We start from the raw sequence: 20090 nt of genomic DNA on the forward strand, positions 1-20090 counted from the left end.
TCTTGCCATGGTCAACGTGGCCAATCGTGCCGATGTTCACATGCGGCTTGGTACGCTCAAACTTGCTCTTTGCCATTGATGCTTCCTGTGATCAAAAAGAATGATTCATCCGCGCGTGCGGATTTGGTGACGCCGTTTAAGGCTTTCCAGTTCAATGCGCAAGATAATTATTGCAAAGGCCCCGGGGGTATCCACGCGCAACAGTCAGACGCCATTAACTGGTGCATTTTAGTAGAATTTGGAGCGGGTAGCGGGAATCGAACCCGCGTATTCAGCTTGGAAGGCTGCTGCTCTACCATTGAGCTATACCCGCGGGCTTGCATTCGGTCGAAGATCAGAATGGTGGAGGGAGTTGGATTTGAACCAACGTAGGCTGAGCCAACGGATTTACAGTCCGTCCCCTTTAACCACTCGGGCATCCCTCCAGTATCTGTCTGGACCGAAGACCAAGCTTGTGAACCGCGTCGATTGCTGCAGTCACGGCGGCGTATATGACTGGCAGTTCGCCTGCTGTCAACACGACATCAAATGAAAATTTCGAGAAATTTCAGAACTTCTCTTCGACCTGTGGATGACGGTGGACTTTCCCCGTGGATGCACAGTCGCTATAAGGCAGCATGACGAAGAACGATAACAAAGATAAATCCGCCCGAGACAGCCACTACGCCAATCTGCGTCGGCAAGTTCGAGATTCCAAGAGAGAGCGTGGCGAAATTCCAACGCCGGTGCCTGCCAAACGCCGGAAGGCAGGCAGAGATTGGTCTCCGCCGCAGCTTGAGGCGGAACAGGTCTACCTATATGGGCTTCATACCGTGCGCGCAGCCATTGGAAATCCGGCGCGCAAACTCGTGCGCCTCTTTGTGACCCAAAATGCATTTATGCGGCTCGATATCGGTCCCGCGGAATCGCTGCCGTTTCCGGTGGAGTTCGTCGTTCCATCGGACATCGAGCGTGTCCTGGGTCCTGAAGCGATCCATCAGGGCGTCATGCTTGAGACTAGAGCGTTGCCAATTCGAAGGCTCGAAGCGCTGAAAGACAGCCCTCTCCTTCTGGTTCTCGATCAGGTAACTGATCCGCATAACGTGGGCGCGATCATGCGTTCAGCCGTTGCATTCGATGCGGGTGCAGTGATCACGACCCAGCGCCACAGCCCGACCGAATCGGGTGTCCTTGCGAAGTCGGCGTCGGGAGCACTGGAACTCATCCCCTACATTCAGACTACGAATCTGGCGGACGCTCTTGAAGAGCTCCATCGATTGGGGTTTCAGTCCGTCGGCCTCGATTCTGAAGGTCCTGCACCGATCGAGGGTGCGTTCGCCGGAAGCAAGATCGCGCTTGTTCTCGGTTCCGAAGGCAAAGGTTTGCGTCAAAAGACCCGCGAGACGGTTAGCGCTCTCGCACGCCTCGATATGCCGGGAGCAATCAAGTCTTTGAATGTGTCAAACGCTGCGGCAATAGCACTTTACGCCAGCCGACATTTCCTCAGCAGAAAATAGGTCAGGCGCAGCATCAGGATGCAAGTCGATTGAAGCGTTCCGGCGCAAATACGTCTGCGCCAGACCTGAAATCCGCGGCGATTTGTATGACAGCTACCAGCTCCAGATCGAAGATCGGCTTGGAAATGACACCGAGTGTTCCTGGCACGCCCTCCCCCAGCAAATCCGGGTTGGCGGTCATGAATAGCACGGTCGCGCCAGATTGCGCGAGTGCTGCACCAATAGTCGTGCCTGTTATGCCGTCCTGTAACTGCGCATCGAAGAGCGCGATTTTGCAGTCCTGAGCATAATTTATCGCGTCCTGTAAATTTGCCGCTATACCCATCATGTCGTCGCCGAGCGCCGTCACCGCATCCTAGATAGGAGGTGCGGTCAGCAACTGGTCTTCGACAATCAAAATTTTATAGGTCATAGAATTCGGCCCGCCATCAGATCCTTGAAAACCCACTATTACGGGAAAGGTTCCCATATTTTTCCGCGATTCTGAAGGTGAGGAACGACGACCCGGATGTTTCGGATGAATCATTTGGCGCGCGGCTTCCTCCATGGATCAGCCACGCGCCTCGCAACGCAGACACCAATTTCCGTTTTCAACTCTTTGGCTAAGAGAACCGGCTGTTCAGGCGGCAGCTCCCGACTCTTCGGTTCTCTCATGCGGAGCGTTCATGATTCTTCTGATATCCGGCAATGCGCTAATGAAAGCCTGAACACATTGCGGATCAAACTGACTGCCAGCTCTATCCTGAATATGCTGGATCGTCTTATCTATGGTCCATGCCTCTTTATATGGTCGAGCCGTCGTGAGGGCGTCGAAGCTATCGGCAATTGCAACGATGCGGCCCGCTAGAGGAATCTCTGCTCCCGAAAGGCGATGCGGGTAACCCTGACCATCCCATCTTTCGTGATGAGCACCAGCAATCTCGGCTGCGAGTTGTAGAAGACTAGAACGGGAGTGACCGAGAATTCGCGAGCCGATCGATGGATGACACTGCATCTGTTCCCGCTCGACATCCGAGAAGATACCCCTTTTCAGAAGCACAGCGTCGGGAATACCCACCTTACCGATATCGTGCATCGGGGCCGCAATGCGAATATCGGCGCAGATCTCATCTGGAAGCCCGTAAGCTTGGGCGATTGCTTCTGAATAGGCCCCCACTCGCAGAGTGTGCATGGCAGTTTCCGGATCTTTATAGCTTGCAGCCAGTGTCAGTCGGTAGATTATTTCCTGCTCACGCTCGCGCAGTTCGTTAACGACTTTTTCAACTTCGGTGCGAAGCCATTCAGCCCGATCCGCCAATTGATTTCGCGCAATGGTCAAGGCCGTAAGGTTGCGGATGCGTGCCTGAAACTCAAGCGGATTAATGGGCTTCGTCAGAAAATCGATTGCCCCGGCGTTGAGTGCAGTCATTCGCGTCGCGGTATCTCCGTCGGCAGTAACCACCACAAAAGGCTTGTCGCGATATTTATCGAAACGACGAATCTCCACAAGAAGGTCCACACCGTTGTAGACCGGCATCTGGAAATCGATCACGCCGATATCGAAGTCCAGATCCGGCATAGCGTGAAGCGCTTCTTCAGGACTGGAAAAACCGATTGCCTTGCATCCATCCACAGTCGCCACAAGTTTCTTCAGCAGAACCAGATTGGTCTTGTTGTCATCGACCACCAGAATGTTCATGTCTTTCTCCTCAGGCGGCCAGCGCAGTTTGCGCGGCACGAATTTGTTGCGAAAGCTCATCAATGTCAGCCAGTGTCAGTTCCCTCTTGCGAAGAGTTTGCGCACGTAAGGCGATCTCCTCCAACCCGATATTGGCTGCAGCTCCCTTGAGATTATGCAGAAGCGTGTCAAAATTTTCCTTACGCCCGTCCTGCATTGAGACATTTAGTGAGTTCAGCAGATCAACCGCGTCGTCAAAGAATGCGGCCATCAGCTCCTCGAAGGCATCAGCTCCTAGAATATCCTCGATTTCCTGACGCCGGTCAGCCACCGCAGCGAGACCGTGTTTAGGCGGATTTATGGGATCAGTTAGTAATGGATCGTTTGAAGCGCTTTCAGTTTGAATAGTTGGCAACGGTGTGATTCCCTTTAGCAAAGCATGCAGCGCAGCGAGGCTTATTGGCTTGGCCTGGAAGCTGGTCATCCCGACATTTATGCAGCGCCGCCGGTCTTCCTCCGACGCATTGGCTGTCAGCGCAACAATGGGTACATTTTTGTTGCGGCTCATGGGATCACGAAGACAACGCGTTGCCTCTATCCCGTCCATAATCGGCATCTGCATATCCATCAGAATAAGATCAAAGTCCTGCTGGGAAGCGAATTCCAGTGCAACCTGACCATTCTCCGCGACTGTTGCCGTCTGACCAAGATGACTGAGATAACCCAGGATCACCTGCTGATTGATTTTGTTGTCTTCCGCCAGCAGGATCCGCAGAGGCGCAATGCTGGCGAATGCCTTGGGTGTTTCGACATCTTGTTCCGTTGCCGGAGCCTCTGTTGCCTTCACAGGGACCTCGAACCAGAAGGTGCTGCCGAAACCGATAGAGCTTTCAACACCGATCCGGCCACCGAAGCGATCGACGATTTCCTTGCAGATTGTAAGACCAAGACCTGTCCCCCCGTAGCGGCGGCTGATACTGGCATCGACCTGAGAGAAGGGGCGAAACAGCTTTTTACGCCCTTCCTCGCCTATACCGATGCCTGTATCCTGGACTTCAACGCGCAACCAAACCTCGCTCTGCCGAACCTGCTGCCGCATTCGCAGGGTGACGGTCCCTTCGCTCGTAAACTTCACGGCATTGCTCATCAGGTTCAACATGACCTGACGCAAGCGCGTAGGATCCGCCAGGACATGCCGAGCATGCCAACGATGGGGAAGATCAACAGCGATCCGCGTTCCCGCTTCCGTCGCACGACCGCGCATCATCTCTGCCGAATTTTCAGCCAGTGAGACAAGATCTACTGGGCGTTCTTCGAGTTCCAGTTTGCCATGTTCGATCTTGGCGTAATCCAGGATCTCGTTGATGGTATCCAGGAGTGCCTCGCCTGATCGGCGAATCGTCCGCACCCGACTAAGCGCATCTTCAGGCAACTTGTTCAGTTCAAGAAGCTCTACCATTCCGAGAATTGCGTTCAAGGGCGTACGAATTTCATGCCCCATAGTCGCCATGAACTGCGATTTGGCCCGGTTTCCCGCCTCAGCTGCCTGATAGGAAACCGTTAATTCTTGCGCCATAGCTTCAAGGCTCGCACCTGCCGCCTGAACACCGCGCAACTGGCGTCTGAGCCCGACTATCAAAAGAAGAACCGATAGAGATAGTAGGCCGACGATCAGGAAAGCCTTCTGCTGGAGAGCCTCCACTTCTAGCCGGTTCTGTGCGCGCTCTTCGCTCGTAAGCGTGTTCGTATAGACGAGAAGAGCGCCCGTCGCTTCCGACAAAGCACTTGCCCGAGAGAGAAGTTCAACGGAATCCACGGTCGCGAAATCGATCTGCGTCAATTTGCTGAAGACCGGGTCCAGATGCATGATCATGTCCTGCACCTGCTCAAGTCTTGACTTTACTTCATTATCTGCAGAGAAGCCCTGCTCGAACTTGGACTTTCGCAATACGTCCATGCGCGAAAAAACAATATCGAAGCGTAAGGAGAGACGTTCACGGTTCGACGCTTCTTTCAATCCTCCTTCGATAACTTCCTTCAACGAGTGCAACAATTCGTCGGCTTCGCGATCGAGCTGATACACAGACCACATCGCGTTTTCACGGACGGCGTCTTCGAGGTTTCCCTGCCGGTTCGATATATCAATGTAGATGGATACGAGGATCCCCAACAGGATTACCCCAAATATCTGAAGCGCCGCCGTCGTCCGGCTGGCGCGGCGAATAACCTCCCCACCGAACGGCGTTGCTGGCGTCACGGCTTTACCTCAATCTCCTTGATCTGCCACACTGATCGAGAGAAGTACTTTTCATTATAGAGAGCAGGATCTTGGTCGAAGGGATAGATCAGGAAAAGCGGTCCCTTTTCCCGGATGGACATGACCTTCCCATTTTGCCGCGTCGCGAGAATTGTGTTCAGGTTTTCCGCATCCTCGATGGGAATCTCAGCGAAATAGTCGTTCAACGCCTTGACTTGTAGTTGGCTGCCCGTAGCTCCCGCCTCCTTCAGGATTGCGCGCAAAAGCGGACCGGAGAAACTCGTTTCACCTTCGGTCCATGGTGTCTTCATCTTGCCTGTGCGGCCATCCAGTTTCTCCAGCATTTCAAGGTCAAACTGTGCGGTCCCGCCAACATTGGCATGAGCAAGTGTGCCCTTCACGGTGAGGATTACAGGACCCTTAGGCGCGTCCAGTGCCAGGGCCGAGGAGGTAAACAGCAGAGAAGAAGCGATCAGCGTGAGAAATCGCATTTTGAACACCCGTTTCATTTTTTTTTTGCAGTCCGAAGAAGCGCGAACTCAGGCAGCCTGCGGAATTTGATCGTTCTCGAACAGACGTTCGATGTTGAGGTAACAGATCATTCCGGAGTCATGGGTGATGATCCCGTCACAATAGCGGCTGTCGAAACTAGTCAGTACAACGGGGACCGGTTGCAACTGGTCAGCAGATACGGTGAGCATGTCCGTAACGTGATCAACAACCAAACCGACTATAGTTGGGCCCGCCTCAGCCACAACAATGGCACTGCGTTCCGTACGTTCCGCTGGCGTCATGCCAAGTCGGCGCGCCAGATCAATGGTGGGAATCACGTTGCCGCGCAAGTTAATGACACCGAGCACGAATTCAGGAGCGTTCGGGATAGGCATTGATGGCCCCCAACCGCGAATCTCACGCACGCCAGTGGTGCGGATGCAAAAGTTTTGTTCGCCCAAACGAAAGGCGATGATTTCCAGAGCGTCGTTTTTAGTTGCGGCCGTCATGGGTCGATCCTCATCTGGCAGTTTCGGGCAATGGTTCCGAACCGACGAGGGATGCCGTTCACGCAAGAACAATGGCCTGCATGCCTGACAGCTGAAAATCGTGGGGATGTCCGCGCTGAAGATGGCTTAACTGCGTCTCAGCATCGATTCGGTCGGGTCCGCATTCATTTCGGTGGTGATGCGACCGCATCGCCCGACGCTTTCAACCTAGTAGAAAGAGTCTAATCGACGCTGAAGTAATTGCTTCAATTTGATTGAATTCTCGCTTTTTCAAGCAACGGCAGCATCTGTGCTGCAACATCGGATGGCGAGTATGAGGATATGAATGGTGCCCCCGGCAGGGTTCGAACCCGCGACCCCCTGATTACAAATCAGGTGCTCTACCAACTGAGCTACAAGGGCACTTGCGGGTGTCCAACTAGCATATCTGGCCGCTGTGTAAACCCCAAAATCCAATTTTCGAGAAGAAGAAGAGATAAAAGAGACGGAGAACCATCAAACCTCAGCGCGGACTTGTACCTGGAGACCGATATCGGCTACCAAAGTGCTCGGAACAAGGAGAGCCAATGTCATATAGCAGCTTTAAACTCTGTTTTCTGGCTTCTCCAGCACCAGAAGCACAGGCCGCTTATGCCGAGTTAACATCGCTCTATGGGAACCACGATATCTCAGACGCCGATGTCGTGGTTGCCCTAGGAGGCGATGGGTTCATGCTGCAGACGCTTCACCAGACAATTAACAGCGGTAAACGCATCTACGGCATGAATTGCGGCTCGGTCGGCTTTCTGATGAACGATTACCGTGTCCATGGTCTCAACGCGCGGATCGAAGCTTCGGTTGAAAACGACCTTCATCCTTTGCAGATGAAAACCTTTAATGCAGACGGATCCCGGTCCATCGCTCTCGCCATCAATGAGGTCTACATCTTCCGGCAATCTTACCAGGCGACCAAGGTGCGCGTGACCATCGATGGGCATACACGCCTGGAGGAGCTGATTTGTGACGGGCTAATGATCGCAACACCAGCAGGTTCAACTGCCTATAATCTGTCTGCTCACGGACCCATCCTACCGCTGGAAGCCCCTTTGCTGGCGATGACACCGGTGAGCGCTTTCCGGCCTCGTCGCTGGCGCGGCGCGCTTTTGCCGAACAAGGTCTGCGTTGAACTCGATATTTTGGAGCCCGGCAAACGTCCGGTGAACGCTGTCGCGGATAATACGGAGGTCAAGAGCGTACTAAAGGTGACCATTTCACAATCGAACGATCGGACGGCACGAATACTATCCGATCCCGATCATTCATGGTCGGAGCGCATTCTGGCGGAACAGTTCTCAGACTGAATATTCCCGCAGCGTACAAAAAAGCGACTGCGCAACTTGCACGCAGCCCTTTTGCTATCACGGCTCAAAGATCGAGCATCTCAATCGATGTCGGCCACGTCTGCTCCGGCACCACCGTTGATACGATGTGCGAGGGCCGCCTCCATAAACTCATTCAGTTCGCCATCCAGAACATCGCCCGGTGCAGTGCTTTCCACACCGGTACGTAAATCCTTGACCAACTGATAGGGCTGCAAAACATAAGAGCGGATCTGATGCCCCCATCCGATATCGGTCTTCGATGCGGCTTCGGCGTTTGCCGCCTCTTCCCGCTTCTTCAATTCGACCTCATACAGACGAGCGCGCAACATGTCCCACGCCTTGGCGCGGTTCTTGTGCTGCGAACGTTCCTGCTGGCACGCAACCACGATGCCGCTTGGAATATGCGTGATTCGTACGGCCGAATCCGTCGTATTGACGTGCTGTCCACCTGCACCGGATGAACGATAGGTATCGATCCGGCAATCGCTTTCGTTCACCTCGATCTGGATCGAGTCGTCAACCACAGGATAAACCCAGATCGACGAGAATGACGTGTGACGACGTGCGTTGCTGTCGTAGGGCGAAATACGCACAAGCCGGTGAACGCCGGATTCGGTCTTGAGCCAGCCATAGGCATTGTGGCCCTTGACCAGGATCGTGGCAGATTTGATGCCCGCCTCTTCACCGTCATGGACTTCAAGTAGTTCCACCTTGAAACCCGAGCGCTCCGCCCAACGGGTATACATGCGCAGGAGCATGTTGGCCCAATCCTGCGATTCGGTACCACCAGCGCCGGAGTGAACTTCAACATAGGTGTCGTTGCCGTCCGCCTCGCCCGAGAGCATGGCTTCGACCTGCCGGCGGGTTGCTTCAGCTTGAAGAGCCTTCAACGCATCTTCCGCGTCGCGAACGACGGTTTCGTCGCCTTCTTCTTCACCAAGCTCGATAAACTCGATGTTATCCCGCAGTTGCTGCTCCAGAGACTTTACGCCACTGATGCTGTCATCCAGCTGCTGGCGTTCGCGCATAAGCTTTTGCGCTTCGCTGGCATCGTTCCAGAGTGTTGGATCTTCCGCCTTGTTGTTCAACCAGTCCAGCCGTCTTACCGCCTGATCCCAGTCAAAGATGCCTCCTCAGCAGGCTTATGGCCTGCTTGATTTCGTCGATAACATTCAAAGTTTCGTTGCGCATTCTCTGCCTTCTCGTCCTTTCGGGATTTGACGGTTGAATAGTTCCACCGGCGAGTTCTGTAAAGCATCACGATGAGGCCATGACTGCCTCATCACAGGATCTCGGCAAGTTGTATGGTTAGAAGAGGCCACCGGAACCCGAGGTAACGGCCTGCTGTGCCTGTGGCGACGTCTTAAGGATTTCTTCCGGCGGTAACTGTGCATTAGCACCGATGATCGTCAGCGTATCTGCTGGTCCCGTTCCAGGCTTGAAGGCTTCGACAATCGTGTCCGGCTCGCCTTCGAGAGCGAACATGCCGGTTTTTCTGTTGACGGCAATGAACTGCATCCCAGCAGGAACCTGGAACTTCGTCGCCGGGGTTACCTTCGCCGCCTGAGCGAGGAATTCGCCAAAAATCGGCGCCGACAGGTTTCCACCGGTACCGCCACGACCGAGCGGCGTGGGTGTATCAAAGCCGATGTAGAGGCCAGCAACAAGGTTCGGCGTAAAGCCGACAAACCAGGCGTCCTTTTCGTCGTTCGTCGTACCCGTCTTGCCAGCGACCGGACGATCCTTCACCGGGATCTTGCCTGCGGCGGTGCCACGCTGGACAACACCCTCCATCATCGATGTTATTTGATAAGCCGTCATCGGGTCGAGAACCTGTTCGCGGTTATCTATCAGCGTTGGCTCGGGCTGGTTTGCCCAACTATTGAAATTACATCCCTCGCAAGTCCGCTCCTCATGGCGGAAGATGGTCTTGCCATAGCGATCCTGAATACGGTCAACCAGCGTGGGCTTGATCTGCTTGCCACCGTTCGCGATGACCGAATAGGCCGAAACCATACGCAGAACGGTAGTTTCACCGGAACCGAGCGACATAGACAGAAGCGGCGCCATTTTATCGTAGATGCCGAACCGTTGTGCATATTCCGCAACCAGATCCATACCCATATCCTGCGCGAGGCGCACAGTCATCTGGTTACGCGATTTCTCGATGCCAACTCGCAGCGTCGATGGGCCACCTGATTCGCCACCATAGTTATCCGGACTCCAGACCTGCCCACCAGACGTGACTTCGATCGGGGCATCCAGAATGACGGAGGATGGAGTGTAACCGTTGTCCAGCGCGGCAGCATAGACAAAAGGCTTGAATGACGAACCGGGCTGTCGCATCGCCTGTGTAGCGCGGTTGAACTCCGACTGAGCGTAGGAGAAGCCGCCCACCATGGCCAGGACGCGGCCTGTATGCGGATCCATCACCACCATACCGCCCTGTACCTTCGGAGGTTGTCTCAATGCGAAAATGCCAGGCTTGTTCTCGATCGGCTCGACATACACGACATCGCCCGGCTCGACCACACCGACGGGAGACTTGGCCGTTTTCTTGACGCCCTTCGCATCGCGGAAAGCCCATTTCATCTGATCGGCTGGTATTGTGCCCTTTTTGCGTTCCTCGACAACTTTACCGGCTACCAGGTCGGGTTGAAGGCCGATATCGACCTGCTTGTCGGACACGGCGGTGACAACGGCGAGCTTCCACTCCGGAACATCGCGGAGAGCCGGAACCTTGGCGAGTTCCATGCCCCAGTCACCGGATACGCCGATCTTGGCAACCGCACCGCGATAACCCCGACGCTCGTCGTAATCTACCAATCCCTTCTGCAAGGAAGCCCTGGCCATGATCTGCAACTGCGGATCGAGCGAGGTACGAACGGACAGGCCGCCCTCATAAAGGGCCTTGTCGCCATATTTTTCTATGATCTGGCGGCGTACTTCTTCCGAGAAGTATTCGGACGCAGCGAGCGTCGCGCCACCACGGTTCATGTTCACGCCAAGCGGCTGCTTTTTGGCCAGTTCAGCATCACTGGCGGTGATGTAGCCGTCTTCCGCCATACGGCTGATAACGTAATTGCGTCGGGTAATTGCCGCCTCTTCGTGACGAAATGGATTGTAGTTTGCCGGACCTTTCGGCAGGCCGCCCAGATAGGCAGCCTCCGCAATCGTCAACTCTGTCACGGACTTGTTGAAATAGGTCAACGCGGCGCCGGCGATACCGTAGGAATTGAAACCGAAGAAAATCTCGTTGAGATAAAGTTCGAGGATTTTGTCCTTCGAGTAGGTCTGCTCGATACGGAAGGAGAGGATGGCTTCTTTGACCTTGCGGTCGATAGTCTGGTCTGCGGAAAGGAGGAAGTTCTTGGCAACCTGCTGGGTGATCGTCGATGCACCCTCGGGCCGACGACCGGAGCCAATGTTTTGGATGTTATTGACTACGGCACGTGCGAGGCCCCAGGGATCGACGCCAGGATGCTTGTAAAAGTTTTGATCTTCCGCAGCGATGAATGCAGCCTTAACGCGATCCGGAATAGCCTGGATGGGCAGGAAAAGCCGCTTCTCTCGCGCATACTCAGCCATCAGCGCTCCATTGCCTGCGTGAACGCGCGTTGCGACAGGTGGCTCGTAAGAGGCCAATACCTCGTAATTAGGAAGATCCTTGGATACGCCCGTCAGGTACACTGCGGCTACTGCAGCAAACGCAAAGAACGCTATGCACGCAAAGCCGAAGAAATATCCAAATAATCTTATCATTCGCTAGCTACCGCTTCGGTCGTTCGGCACAGTCTCGGCCGACTCTCATGTTTTCACGGGTTTTGCACATGGCCTATGCCGACTGCAAGCTTCAGTCGTTAAAAACCATATCCAGCCACGTATCTGCACCCTAATTCTGTAACGCCGGGAATGTGAGTAAAATAGGGCTCTTGCGAAGACTTACTCCGTCTTGGCCGCGATAGTTCGACCGGAACAGCGACCCAACAGGAGCCTGTTGTACTCAGGCAACAATGCAATCTGCTCCAATGCTAATCAGCCACCGCCTGCGACAGCCTCACCCCTATATTTGAGGACTGCATCAACAAGAAGGCTGGTTAACTTGTCTCGCCACTCCTCGCTCAAAAGCAGCTTCTCATCTCCCTCGTTGGACAAAAAACCGAGTTCAAGAAGGATCGATGGGATGTCTGGCGCCCGCAGTACCTGAAAACCTGCAAATCGATGAGGATTATTGATGAGCCCGATCTGCCCCTCGAAAGATTTCACCACTCTGTTGGCCATTGAAATGGAGAATGCTTGTGTTTCCCTGCGAGTGAGGTCCAGCAAAATGTCGGCGATTTCCGGTTGTGGCACCTCAATGGAGTAACCGGCGAGTTGGTCCGAAAGGTTTTCACGGGCGGCAAGTGCCGCAGCCATCTTGTCCGATGCAGTATCGGAGAGCGTGTAAACGGTCGATCCCCGGATACTTTTCTGACCAAGCGTGTCGGCATGAAGGGATATGAACAGATCTGCCTTACCCTGCCGAGCAAGGACAACGCGCTCCGACAGCGATAAAAAGCTATCATTGCTACGGGTCAGAAACGCTCGGATACCCGTCTGCTCGTTCAGTTTCCCAACCAAGACCTTGGCAAAGGCAAGCGTAATTTCCTTCTCCGGCGTCTTCGTTACTGCGCCAGACGCCCCTGCATCGATTCCACCATGACCGGCGTCAACGGCAATGGTGAAGACGCCATCCTTGGCCGACGTACCATCCGGCAGTCCGTCAACTGCCGCGGATTGCTTCAATTCGGCATTCTTCCAACTCTGGGTCCTGACGAGTTCGGCGAACTTATCCTTCGTGGTGATTTCGGCATCGAGAACCAGCCTGAAACCTCGATCCTCGTTTTTTTGCACCTCCGCAGAAACGAGTTTCACAGGCCGCTGTGCAGTCAAGACAATGCGCGCGCTGCCCTCACCCATTGTTCCGTAACGGATGTCCTTGAACAGCCCACGCGCGGCAAGATCTCCAGCAGGAAAACCGAAGGCCGTTGCCGGCAAATCAATGACGATGCGTTCCGGAGAGGCAACATAATGGATTGAAAATTCAGGCTTGTTATCGAAATCAACGACAACCCGCGAGCGTGCATCGTCGCCAACGATTCGTGCCGAGAATGCGAGAAGTGCGTTATCCGGTGTTTCGCTCGCTTGGATCGAGAGAGAGCAGAAAAGAAATAACGCAATAAACACGGCCGCAAACATGCCGTAGGCGCTACCCAAAGCGCCAGACAGCCGGCCCATTGACCTCACAGATTTGCTCCAAACCGGACCCAATTCAATACGCCCCTCAACGAATGATTCTCAATGTATAATAGGCGGTGACCCGTCTTCAAATTCAGATGCATGCGAAAGTGAAGCAGCACCCAGGGCTTTAGTGCGTGAATTTGATCCATAATAAGGCAGGATCGGCTTTGCCCTTGCTATTGTGACAGATAAAACATACAAGGCTTGAGAGGGTTTAAGTGTCGACGGGATAGTCTATTGCAGGCAGCCAGCTGTCATGTTCTGGCGCCGTGGAGCAAAGACATCCGCCGTCTCTACACTTGGCCTGAAACACCATCAAATCCGGCATGGCTGGACGAATACCGGATGGCTCGCCATCCTGCTCATTGGGAGCAAATTCATCGGGTTCCGCAAGGAACCTTGTATAACGTCATTCTCGACTGGTTTTCAATGTTGCGGCACGATTTGCATACTCCAGACAGGCTCAAAGGAACGAAGGTTCTGACGCTTGTCGTGGCGATGCCGCTTGAAAGCGTATCAGCGGGAAATCATTATCCGGCGCAGAACTCGCGATGCAGGGAGGTGCTGACATGAGGACAGGCCTCTTCAAGCATGCGCGGCTGCGCCGAGGAGCACATGTTCAATGGCAGACAAAATGCTTATCGACGCCTCCCATGCGGAGGAGACACGCGTCGTAGTCGTCCGGGGGAACCGGATTGAAGAGTTCGATTTCGAGTCGCAGCACAAAAGGCAGATACGCGGCAACATTTACCTAGCGAAGGTGACCCGCGTTGAACCTTCTCTCCAAGCTGCATTTGTGGACTATGGTGGCAATCGCCATGGCTTCCTCGCTTTCGCGGAAATACATCCAGACTATTATCAAATCCCGCTTGCAGACCGCCAGGCATTGCTTCAGGCGGAAATGGAAGACAATCCACGCCATCACGATCACGATATAGAACCGGTTCTTGATCTGGCTAAGGCGGATCAGCCGGATGTGGGAATTGTCCATCAGGTAGACGCCGCTCTTGGCGCAGATGACAGCTCAAGCGAGTCGGTCTATGCAACAGAGGCTCATGCCACTGACGACAATTCTGTTGAAGGGGCAACTGCTGATGCGGTTGCGGAAGAAAAGCCGAAAGCCAAGCCGCGCCGTAGCCGGGCCCGCAAGAAGCCGGTTGAGGCTGCAGCAGATGAGGTGGTCGTAGCTTCAGACACGACGGACGCAAACGACGATAGCACGCCGGACGAGATGGCGGCGATGGTTGATACCGATTCCGTGTCCGAAGATGTCGTCGATCGCCGTTCCAACGACGACGATGATGACGATGATGACGACCATGAAAAGGAAGTCATCGAGTCCGTTGGTGCAGAAGATGCCATGGAAGAGGTGCCGGATCGCGTATTCCGCAAGCCTCGCAAGCAATACCGCATCCAGGAAGTCATCAAGCGCCGTCAGATCCTGCTGGTTCAGGTTGCTAAGGAAGAACGTGGCAACAAGGGCGCTGCTCTAACGACCTATCTCTCGCTTGCAGGTCGGTATTCCGTTCTTATGCCCAACACCGCACGCGGTGGCGGTATTTCGCGCAAGATCACCAATCCGACGGACCGCAAGCGCCTCAAGGAGATTGCGCGCGAGCTGGACGTGCCGCAGGGCATGGGCGTGATTCTTCGCACGGCGGGAGCAAACCGCACCCGCGTCGAGATCAAGCGCGACTTCGAATACCTAATGCGCCTGTGGGAGAATGTCCGAACGCTGACGTTGAACTCAATCGCTCCCTGTCTGGTTTACGAGGAAGGATCGCTGATTAAGCGCTCCATCCGCGACCTCTATAACAAGGACATTTCCGAGATCATCGTGGCGGGTGAAGAAGGCTATCGTGAAGCGAAAGACTTCATGAAGATGCTGATGCCAAGCCATGCGAAGGTGGTCCAGCCCTACCGGGATTTGCATCCAATTTTTTCGCGCTCTGGTATCGAGGCGCAGCTCGACCGTATGCTGCAGCCGCAGGTTACGCTGAAGTCTGGCGGCTACCTCATCATCAACCAGACGGAAGCGCTGGTCGCCATCGACGTCAACTCCGGGCGTTCGACTCGCGAGCATTCGATCGAAGAGACCGCACTTCAGACCAATCTGGAGGCGGCAGAAGAAGTTGCTCGTCAGTTGAGGCTCCGCGACCTTGCAGGTCTGATCGTCATCGACTTTATCGACATGGAAGAGAAGCGGAACAACCGCTCCGTCGAGAAGAAGTTGAAGGATTGCCTCAAGAATGATCGGGCACGCATTCAGGTAGGCCGCATCTCGCATTTCGGTCTGCTCGAAATGTCGCGTCAGCGGATCCGTGCCAGCGTGCTCGAATCGACAACACAGGTCTGCTCGCATTGTGGCGGAACAGGTCATGTTCGTTCGCAGTCCTCGATTGCCTTGCATGTTCTGCGCGGTGTCGAAGAATACCTGCTCAAGAATACGACGCACGATATCACAGTGCGGACAACGCCCGAGATTGCGCTTTATCTGCTCAATCACAAGCGCAGCAACGTGGTGGACTACGAGAACCGCTTCGGTGTCTCTATCTTTATCGAGGCCGATGGCGGCGTGGGTTCAAGTCACTTCGTAATCGACCGCGGAGAGCCCGTCGCAAATCCGGTAAAGATCGAAAGTCTCGTACAATTTGCGTCCCTGCCGATTGAAGAGGAAGAGGACGACATCATCGTTGAAATTGACGATGAGGACGAAGACGAGACCGCAGTAGTCGCAACTTCACCCCCACAGGCTTCGCGCTCCGAAGACGAGCAGAGCAATCGCAAGCGCAAGCGCCGCCGCCGTCGCCGCAACCGGAATGGCGATACATCTCAGCATGCCTCGGGCGCAGCGTTTGGCGCCGAGGATGATGGCGAGGATGATGAAGACGATGATTCTGCGGAAGGCCAGACGGATCAGGCCCAGTCGGAAGCCGATGAAGGCAATAAGCGCAAGCGTCGTCGTCGTGGCAAGCGCGGCGGTCGCCGCAATCGTCAGGGCGAAGAGGACGGCGTGCAGGCAAACTCTGGCGAGGACGATGCTGAAGCCAATACTACTGCCGATGAGAGCGCAGACGACAATGACCTGAGCCCTGTATCCGGCTTCTCCGACGGCGGTTCGACGCAGGAACTCCAAGTCGATACTGAAGAGGCTGTAGCAGTAGACGCAAACGAAGCCGTGAAAACGGAAGAGGCACCGGTCAAGCCGCGTCGCACGCGTCGTTCCAAGGCCTCCAGCAAACCGGAGACCGAAGCCGTTGCCGATACTGTCGCGGTGACGGAACAGCCTGTAGCGAGTTCGGCCGAGGCTGAAGTGGCAGAGCCAGAAGCCGTAAAGCCGGAACCAGCAGTCGAAACCGCTTCGTCATCGGAAGAAAGTGCGGCCGAAAAAGCAACTCGGGCAAACCGTGCTTCCAACATAGCTTCATCGGAACCGGTGGTGACATCCAGCGCTCCATCCGACAGTGAGCCAGATGGCGAGCTGACGAAACCGAAGCGTGCTGGCTGGTGGCAGAAGCGCGGCTTCCTTTGATCTCGGTAAAACGGTCGCACATGTTGCGGCCGTTTCGCTTTTCGGGGGTAAGATAGTGAAATATGTGCGCGCAGTGCTGCGGCGCATTTTTGGTCAAAGATGATTGATCTCAACCTGTTGCGATGGCAATCATGAATTGATCAGTGTCTGCCAAATTTGTGATCGTTTGATCCAGTAGACCCCGAGACCACCGAAGCGCTACAGGATCACAAATGATTCACCCAGACGTCAATTGACGGGGTTGAGTCGCAATCATTTTTAGCGATGCGCGATACAGAGGATAGCCATGAAATCTTTTCTGAAGTTGCTTACCGTCGGGCTACTGGCCTCCGCTACCGTTGTCGCGCCTGGAACTGCTGCAAACGCTCTAGATGATCAGCAGAAAAAAGACTTCGGCGCATTTATCCGCGAGTATCTGATTGCAAATCCCGAGATCATGCTTGAAGTTCAGGACGCTCTGGAAAAGAAACAGCAGGACGCACGAACCTCTCAAGCCTCGGAGGGTATTGCAGCAAACAGCAAGGCAATCTTTTCAACAGCCAGCGACATCACCTTGGGTAATCCGAACGGTGATGTGACGATCGTTGAGTTTTTCGATTACAACTGCACGTATTGCAAGCGCGCCCTAAACGATATGGAAACGATCCTCTCGTCGGACCAGGGGGTGCGTTTCATCCTGAAAGAATTCCCGATTCTCGGCCCTGATTCCATGGCCGCCCACCGCGTTGCCAGCGCCTTTAAGGCTCTAGCGCCGGAGAAGTATCCGCAGTTCCACAAACAGCTTCTCGGCGGGCAGCAGCGGGCAACAGAACAGACCGCCATTGCTGTCGCAACGGCCCTGGGTGTCAGCGAAGCCGCAATCCGGAAATCGATGAAGGACAATCCGAACGACCAGCAAATCCGTGCGACTTATGAGCTCGCCAACAATCTCGGCGTCACCGGCACACCCTTCTATGTTGTCGGCAACGAGGCCGTGTTTGGTGCTGTTGGACATGAGGAACTGTCCAGCAAGATCAGCAACATGCGCGCCTGTGGCAAGGCAACCTGCTGATCAACGTCCTACGGCCTCATCCTAAGGCCTTCACGGCGCGGTGAATTCAGAATATTCGCTGAGTAAACTCGGTTATTCACGGCTTTCGTGGCCGGGGGCTTTCCCTTACCATTCTGCCGGTCTATAGGTTTCCCTGGTTTTATGGTAGGAATTCCATGAGCAAGACAATTTTTGTCCTCAACGGACCGAACCTGAATATGCTGGGTAAGCGGGAGCCTGGAATATACGGCGGCAAGACACTCAACGATATCGAGAGTGAATGTGTGGCAGCCGGTCGGCAACTGGGGTTCGATGTCGAATGTTTTCAAAGCAATCACGAGGGCATTCTGGTTGATCGCCTTCACGAAGCCGATGATCGCGCTATTGGCGTCGTCATCAATCCCGGCGCGTACGGGCATACGTCGATCGCGCTTCACGACGCCGTAAGAGCGATCTCGGTTCCCGTGATCGAAGTGCATATCTCAAATATCCACGCCCGTGAGGAGTTCCGACACAAATCGATGATCGCACCAGCGGCCAAAGGCATGATCTGCGGCTTGGGTCCGGGCGGTTATATCCTGGCATTGCACGCACTGCACAACATCACCAATTAAGAACAACAGAGCACATAGGTTGACCATGTCTGAGAAGAAGAACGGTTTCGACAAGGGGTTGATCCGCGATCTGGCGAACATCCTCAACGATACCGATTTGACAGAGATTGAAATCGAGCAGGACGATCTGCGCATTCGCGTATCTCGCACAATTCAGGCGCCGCAGTACATCCAGGCGCCAGTCCCGGCTCTACAGCATTATGCAGCGCCCGCCGCTGCACCTGCCGCGAACGTACCCGCAGCAGCACTCGAACCTGCAAAAGATCGTTCCAAGGCTGTCACTGCACCAATGGTTGGGACAGTTTATCTGTCGCCCGCCCCTGGCGCACGGTCCTTCATTGAAGTTGGTGCGACCGTAAAGGAAGGGCAAACGCTTCTGATCATCGAGGCCATGAAGACCATGAACCAAATCCCTGCACCGCGTTCGGGCAAGGTGACGGAAATCATCGTCAATGACGCGCAGCCCGTTGAGTACGGCGAACCGCTCGTTGTGATCGAATAAGGCGGTCTCATGATTTCGAAAATCCTCATTGCCAACCGTGGCGAAATTGCCCTTCGCGTTCTGCGAGCGTGTAAGGAACTTGGCATCCCAACCGTCGCCGTTCATTCAACGGCTGACGCTGACGCAATGCATGTCCGTCTGGCAGACGAAAGCGTATGTATTGGCCCTCCGCCATCACGTGATAGCTATCTCAACATCCACCAGATCGTGGCGGCTTGCGAAATCACGGGTGCGGATGCAGTGCATCCTGGTTACGGCTTCCTGTCGGAAAATGCCAAGTTCGCGGATATTCTTGAAGCGCATGGCATTACATTCATCGGACCAACTGCCGAGCATATTCGCCTGATGGGTGACAAGATCACGGCTAAGAAGACGGCTGTCGAGCTTAGCATTCCAGTCGTTCCGGGCTCCGATGGAGAAGTGACGCCCGAAAACGCTTCGGAAATCGCGCGGCAGATAGGCTTCCCGGTCCTAATCAAAGCTACTGCCGGCGGTGGCGGTCGTGGCATGAAGGTCGCCAAAACCGAGGCCGATCTTGAGGAAGCCTTCAATACAGCCCGTTCGGAAGCGGCTGCCGCATTTGGCAATGATGCCGTCTACATGGAGAAGTATCTCGGCAAGCCTCGCCACATCGAGATCCAGGTCGTGGGTGACGGGGCCGGCAATGCTATCCACCTCGGAGAACGCGATTGCTCGCTTCAGCGCCGTCACCAGAAGGTTTGGGAAGAGGCAAATTCCCCTGCCCTGAATGTCGATCAACGCATGAAGATAGGTCAGATCTGCGCTGACGCAATGAAGAAGATGAAGTACCGCGGTGCCGGTACGATTGAATTCCTGTATGAGAATGGCGAATTCTACTTCATCGAGATGAATACGCGTCTTCAGGTCGAGCATCCAATCACCGAAGCCATCACCGGTATCGATCTCGTTCATGAGCAGATCCGCGTTGCCTCTGGCGCCGGGCTTTCCGTAACCCAGGATGAGATCAGTTTTTCCGGTCACGCGATTGAGTGCCGCATCAACGCCGAAGACCCGCGTACGTTCGTTCCGTCTCCGGGAACGATCACACACTTCCACGCGCCGGGTGGCTTGGGTGTTCGTGTCGATTCGGGCGCCTATGCGGGTTACAAGATCCCTCCCTACTATGACAGCCTGATCGGCAAGCTCATCGTCCACGGTCGGACTCGCGTCGAATGCATGATGCGTCTGCGCCGCGTGCTCGACGAATTCGTCGTTGACGGTATCAAGACGACACTGCCGCTTTTCCAGGATCTCGTTTCCAACCAGGATATCGCCAACGGTGACTACGATATCCACTGGCTGGAAAAGTATCTGACTGGCGACAAGCCCAGCGCGTAGT

16 protein-coding genes, 3 tRNA genes and 1 pseudogene are annotated in these 20090 nt (G+C 54.7%); 8 read left to right on the forward strand and 12 right to left on the reverse strand.

All coding sequences use genetic code 11. The annotated features are described in order from the left end of the window. The 3 genes and pseudogenes from MUU53_RS10460 to MUU53_RS10470 all read right to left on the reverse strand — a co-directional run. Nucleotides 1-76: pseudogene (locus MUU53_RS10460) on the reverse strand (GTP-binding protein); the annotation flags it as partial. A gap of 163 nt (nt 77-239) precedes the next feature. After that, nucleotides 240-313: transfer RNA gene (locus MUU53_RS10465), tRNA-Gly, on the reverse strand. A gap of 27 nt (nt 314-340) precedes the next feature. Beyond that, nucleotides 341-425 (reverse strand) — tRNA-Tyr (locus tag MUU53_RS10470). Between the two features lie 192 nt (nt 426-617). Here MUU53_RS10470 and MUU53_RS10475 point away from each other — a divergent pair. After that, the gene (locus MUU53_RS10475; RefSeq protein ID WP_247260861.1) at nt 618-1496 is read left to right on the forward strand and encodes a TrmH family RNA methyltransferase; all 879 of its coding nucleotides are present in this window, start codon (nt 618-620) and stop codon (nt 1494-1496) included. 13 nt (nt 1497-1509) lie between these two features. Here MUU53_RS10475 and MUU53_RS10480 read toward each other — a convergent pair whose 3' ends face one another. The 6 genes from MUU53_RS10480 to MUU53_RS10505 form a co-directional block, all read right to left on the reverse strand. Beyond that, nucleotides 1510-1845, reverse strand: a complete 336-nt coding sequence (locus tag MUU53_RS10480) for a response regulator (protein WP_247260862.1) — start codon at nt 1843-1845, stop codon at nt 1510-1512. A gap of 270 nt (nt 1846-2115) precedes the next feature. Further along, nucleotides 2116-3174, reverse strand: coding sequence for an HD-GYP domain-containing protein (locus MUU53_RS10485; protein ID WP_247260863.1), 1059 nt, complete (start codon nt 3172-3174; stop codon nt 2116-2118). A 10-nt stretch (nt 3175-3184) separates the two neighbouring features. Next, nucleotides 3185-5410 carry an ATP-binding protein gene (locus MUU53_RS10490; protein ID WP_247260864.1) on the reverse strand — a complete coding sequence of 742 codons (2226 nt, stop codon included), beginning with the start codon at nt 5408-5410 and terminating at the stop codon, nt 3185-3187. Then, a complete protein-coding gene (locus MUU53_RS10495) occupies nt 5407-5901 on the reverse strand; it encodes a putative pterin-binding protein (RefSeq protein WP_247260865.1) in 495 nt (164 codons plus the stop codon). Before MUU53_RS10495 ends, MUU53_RS10490 begins: the two co-directional genes overlap by 4 nt. A 48-nt stretch (nt 5902-5949) precedes the next feature. Continuing rightward, nucleotides 5950-6411: a chemotaxis protein CheW gene (locus MUU53_RS10500; protein WP_247260866.1), complete on the reverse strand. Its 462-nt coding sequence runs from the start codon at nt 6409-6411 to the stop codon at nt 5950-5952. Between the two features lie 326 nt (nt 6412-6737). Continuing rightward, nucleotides 6738-6813 (reverse strand) — tRNA-Thr (locus MUU53_RS10505). A gap of 164 nt (nt 6814-6977) precedes the next feature. Between MUU53_RS10505 and MUU53_RS10510 the strand changes: the two genes are divergently transcribed. Further along, nucleotides 6978-7751 carry an NAD kinase gene (locus tag MUU53_RS10510; protein ID WP_247260867.1) on the forward strand — a complete coding sequence of 258 codons (774 nt, stop codon included), beginning with the start codon at nt 6978-6980 and terminating at the stop codon, nt 7749-7751. Nucleotides 7752-7831: 80 nt separating this feature from the next. Here MUU53_RS10510 and prfB read toward each other — a convergent pair. The 3 genes from prfB to MUU53_RS10525 all read right to left on the reverse strand — a co-directional run bounded on the left by prfB (nt 7832) and on the right by MUU53_RS10525 (nt 13058). Next, nucleotides 7832-8963 (reverse strand): peptide chain release factor 2 gene (gene prfB / locus MUU53_RS10515; protein ID WP_247260868.1). Its coding sequence is split into 2 segments (ribosomal slippage): nt 7832-8893 and nt 8895-8963, totalling 1131 coding nucleotides; the frame shifts between segments, so codons are not numbered across the junction. A gap of 117 nt (nt 8964-9080) precedes the next feature. Next, a complete protein-coding gene (locus MUU53_RS10520) occupies nt 9081-11534 on the reverse strand; it encodes a penicillin-binding protein 1A (protein ID WP_247260869.1) in 2454 nt (817 codons plus the stop codon). Between the two features lie 273 nt (nt 11535-11807). Further along, nucleotides 11808-13058, reverse strand: a complete 1251-nt coding sequence (locus MUU53_RS10525; RefSeq protein ID WP_377307206.1) for an N-acetylmuramoyl-L-alanine amidase — start codon at nt 13056-13058, stop codon at nt 11808-11810. 231 nt (nt 13059-13289) lie between these two features. On the opposite strand from MUU53_RS10525, the gene MUU53_RS10530 reads away from it, so the two are divergent. From MUU53_RS10530 to accC, 6 genes are all read left to right on the forward strand, one after another. Beyond that, nucleotides 13290-13625: a hypothetical protein gene (locus MUU53_RS10530; protein WP_247260870.1), complete on the forward strand. Its 336-nt coding sequence runs from the start codon at nt 13290-13292 to the stop codon at nt 13623-13625. A 49-nt stretch (nt 13626-13674) separates the two neighbouring features. Beyond that, nucleotides 13675-16584, forward strand: coding sequence for an Rne/Rng family ribonuclease (locus MUU53_RS10535; protein ID WP_247260871.1), 2910 nt, complete (start codon nt 13675-13677; stop codon nt 16582-16584). Nucleotides 16585-16870: 286 nt separating this feature from the next. Continuing rightward, nucleotides 16871-17635: a DsbA family protein gene (locus tag MUU53_RS10540; protein ID WP_247260872.1), complete on the forward strand. Its 765-nt coding sequence runs from the start codon at nt 16871-16873 to the stop codon at nt 17633-17635. A 155-nt stretch (nt 17636-17790) separates the two neighbouring features. After that, nucleotides 17791-18228, forward strand: coding sequence for a type II 3-dehydroquinate dehydratase (aroQ, locus tag MUU53_RS10545; protein WP_247260873.1), 438 nt, complete (start codon nt 17791-17793; stop codon nt 18226-18228). Between the two features lie 25 nt (nt 18229-18253). Next, nucleotides 18254-18730 carry an acetyl-CoA carboxylase biotin carboxyl carrier protein gene (gene accB, locus MUU53_RS10550; protein WP_247260874.1) on the forward strand — a complete coding sequence of 159 codons (477 nt, stop codon included), beginning with the start codon at nt 18254-18256 and terminating at the stop codon, nt 18728-18730. 9 nt (nt 18731-18739) lie between these two features. Continuing rightward, nucleotides 18740-20089, forward strand: coding sequence for an acetyl-CoA carboxylase biotin carboxylase subunit (gene accC / locus MUU53_RS10555; protein WP_247260875.1), 1350 nt, complete (start codon nt 18740-18742; stop codon nt 20087-20089). Nucleotide 20090 lies beyond the last annotated feature (1 nt).

It is taken from the genome of Affinirhizobium lemnae (assembly GCF_022968395.1).
GTDB classification, from domain to species: domain Bacteria; phylum Pseudomonadota; class Alphaproteobacteria; order Rhizobiales; family Rhizobiaceae; genus Neorhizobium; species Neorhizobium lemnae.

Excerpts from the sequence above, each read along its gene's own strand:
- MUU53_RS10475 (WP_247260861.1), top strand. The coding sequence starts at position 618 with ATGACGAAGAACGATAACAAAGATAAATCCGCCCGAGACAGCCACTAC.
- MUU53_RS10485 (WP_247260863.1), bottom strand. The coding sequence starts at position 3,174 with ATGAACATTCTGGTGGTCGATGACAACAAGACCAATCTGGTTCTGCTG.
- MUU53_RS10495 (WP_247260865.1), bottom strand. The coding sequence starts at position 5,901 with ATGCGATTTCTCACGCTGATCGCTTCTTCTCTGCTGTTTACCTCCTCG.
- MUU53_RS10500 (WP_247260866.1), bottom strand. The coding sequence starts at position 6,411 with ATGACGGCCGCAACTAAAAACGACGCTCTGGAAATCATCGCCTTTCGT.
- MUU53_RS10510 (WP_247260867.1), top strand. The coding sequence starts at position 6,978 with ATGTCATATAGCAGCTTTAAACTCTGTTTTCTGGCTTCTCCAGCACCA.
- MUU53_RS10520 (WP_247260869.1), bottom strand. The coding sequence starts at position 11,534 with ATGATAAGATTATTTGGATATTTCTTCGGCTTTGCGTGCATAGCGTTC.
- MUU53_RS10535 (WP_247260871.1), top strand. The coding sequence starts at position 13,675 with ATGGCAGACAAAATGCTTATCGACGCCTCCCATGCGGAGGAGACACGC.
- MUU53_RS10540 (WP_247260872.1), top strand. The coding sequence starts at position 16,871 with ATGAAATCTTTTCTGAAGTTGCTTACCGTCGGGCTACTGGCCTCCGCT.
- aroQ (WP_247260873.1), top strand. The coding sequence starts at position 17,791 with ATGAGCAAGACAATTTTTGTCCTCAACGGACCGAACCTGAATATGCTG.
- accB (WP_247260874.1), top strand. The coding sequence starts at position 18,254 with ATGTCTGAGAAGAAGAACGGTTTCGACAAGGGGTTGATCCGCGATCTG.
- accC (WP_247260875.1), top strand. The coding sequence starts at position 18,740 with ATGATTTCGAAAATCCTCATTGCCAACCGTGGCGAAATTGCCCTTCGC.